The organism is Bradyrhizobium sp. (assembly GCF_049691595.1).
Classification (GTDB): Bacteria; Pseudomonadota; Alphaproteobacteria; order Rhizobiales; family Xanthobacteraceae; genus Bradyrhizobium.
This window is the reverse complement of the sequence record NZ_JBAVNZ010000377.1, coordinates 1-2,144: the sequence shown is the minus strand read 5'-3', so window position 1 is coordinate 2,144 and position 2,144 is coordinate 1. Positions and strand designations below refer to the sequence as shown.

Below are 2,144 nucleotides of genomic sequence, written 5' to 3'. Positions count from 1 at the left end.
TCGTGCTGGAGCACCGGCTCTATCACTTCCGCCTCGCCTTCTCCGGGTTCGCGCATGCTCACGTCGTGCTCGGCGGCGAGAGCTTCGTCGCGCTGGCCGAAGGCTTGCAGAACGCACTGTGGGCGCTCGGTGGCGTGCCATTGGAACATCGCAGCGACAGCTTGTCGGCAGCGTTCTGCAACCTCGACCGCGACGCCCAGGAGGACCTGACTCAGCGCTACCAGGGGCTCATGCGCCATTACGATATGACGCCATCCCGCAACAATCCCGGCGTTGCCCACGAGAACGGGTCCATCGAGAGTCCTCATGGGCACTTGAAGAAGACGCTGGAGGACGCACTGCTGCTGCGCGGCGCCAGAGAGTTCGACGATCTCGACGCCTACCGCCGCTTCATCGACGAGATCGTCGGCCGCCAGAATGTCAACAACCGGAAGCGGATCGAGCTTGAGCGAGCCAGTCTCTCAGCCTTGCCGAAACGGCGCACCGCCGATTATGAGGAGAAGGTCGTCACGGTGACGTCGAGCGGCGGCTTCATTCTGCGCCGCGTGTTCTACACCGCGCCTTCACGGCTGATCGGCCACCGCCTGCGCGTCCACCTCTACGATGACCGGCTCGACTGCTTCCTCGGCTCGACGCCGATGATGACGCTGCGGCGAGGACGGCAACCCTCTGCCGACAAAGGCGGTCACGTCGTCAATTATCGGCACGTCATCCATGCGCTGCGCAAGAAGCCAATGGCGCTCCTCAATCTGGTCTATCGCGATCAGTTGTTCCCGCGCCCGGCCTACCGCAAAGCCTTCGAGGCGTTATGTGCGGACGTCGGCGACAGGCGCGCGTGCAAGGTGACAGTCGAGTTGCTGGCGCTCGCGCACGACCGAGCCTGCGAGGTGGAGTTGGCTCAGGTCATCGACGCGGACCTCGATGAGGGCCGGTTGCCGGATCTGGCGGGCTTAAGCGAGCGGTTCGGACCAAGCCCAGGATCGGTGCCGGTGATCGAGGTGGAGTTGGTGCCGCTCAGCGCCTACGACGAGCTGGCGGCGATTTACGCTGTCGCGCCGACCTCCATCCTGGAGGTGGTGGCATGAACGCGACAATCACCGTCGACGCTGCCCGCGTCGAGCTGCTGCTGAACGAGCTGCGCCTGCCCGGCATCAAACTGATGTGGGCGAAACTCGCCGAGCAATCCGACAAGGAGGGCTGGCCGGCGGCCCGCTTCCTGGCGGCGCTCGCCGAGCACGAGATGGTCGATCGAGGTCGCCGCCGTATGGAACGACATCTCACTGAGGCGCGACTGCCGGCAGGCAAGACGCTGGCCACGTTCGACTTCGACAGCGTGCCGATGGTCTCCAAGGCGCAGGTGATGGCGCTGGCGTCAGGTGACGAGTGGCTGGGGAAGGGCGCCAATATCCTGTTGTTCGGTCCACCCGGCGGGGGAAAGAGTCATCTGTCGGCGGCGCTCGGTCTCGCCCTCATCGAGAACGGGCGGCGGGTGTTCTTCGCCCGCACCACCGATCTCGTGCAGCGGCTCCAGATCGCGCGGCGCGAACTGGCTCTGGAAAGCGCCATCGCCAAGCTCGACCGCTACGACCTGCTGATCCTCGACGACCTCGCCTACGTCACCAAGGATCAGGCCGAGACCAGCGTGTTGTTCGAGTTGATTGCCGCGCGCTATGAGCGGCGATCGATGCTGATCACGGCCAATCAGCCGTTCGGCGAATGGGGCAAGATCTTCCCCGACCAGGCTATGACGCTGGCGGCCATCGACCGCCTCGTGCACCACGCCACGATCCTGGAGATGAACGTCGAGAGCTACCGCCGGCGCGAAGCCCTCGATCGAAAGCGCGGACGCGGCCGGCCAGCAACCCACGCGACATCTAAGAAAACCGAGAACCCTGAAGACTGATTGACGCCCGCCGTCAATCAAAACGCTTGCCAACGCAAGAGCCAGCGTCGATCATCATCCCGCTCGGCCGCATCGTCTCATCCTGATTGACGCGCCGTTCTCACCCAGATTGTCGCCCTATACGGGGTGCAGATCATCCGTTGTTGGCGCTATTTCCCAGACACTTGCGGGCATCGCCCCGCCCTCATGATAGTCATGAAAAAAGAATCCATTGCGCGCTAGTGCGCGATCTCTAGCGCCC

At 64.0% G+C, this 2,144-nt stretch carries 2 protein-coding genes; both read left to right on the top strand.

All coding sequences use genetic code 11. The features are described 5' to 3' along the window. A partial coding sequence (locus WCE35_RS16425; RefSeq protein WP_424594386.1) for an IS21 family transposase occupies window positions 1-1,085 on the top strand: 1,085 nt, incomplete at its 5' end. Then, complete coding sequence (gene istB, locus WCE35_RS16420) at window positions 1,082-1,903, top strand: IS21-like element helper ATPase IstB (RefSeq protein ID WP_424594385.1); 822 nt, start codon at window positions 1,082-1,084, stop codon at window positions 1,901-1,903. The genes WCE35_RS16425 and istB, both read left to right, overlap by 4 nt. The last annotated feature ends 241 nt before the right edge of the window (window positions 1,904-2,144 follow it).

What these genes read in the sequence shown, in the direction of transcription:
- istB (WP_424594385.1), top strand. Translation starts at nt 1,082, where the DNA reads ATGAACGCGACAATCACCGTCGACGCTGCCCGCGTCGAGCTGCTGCTG.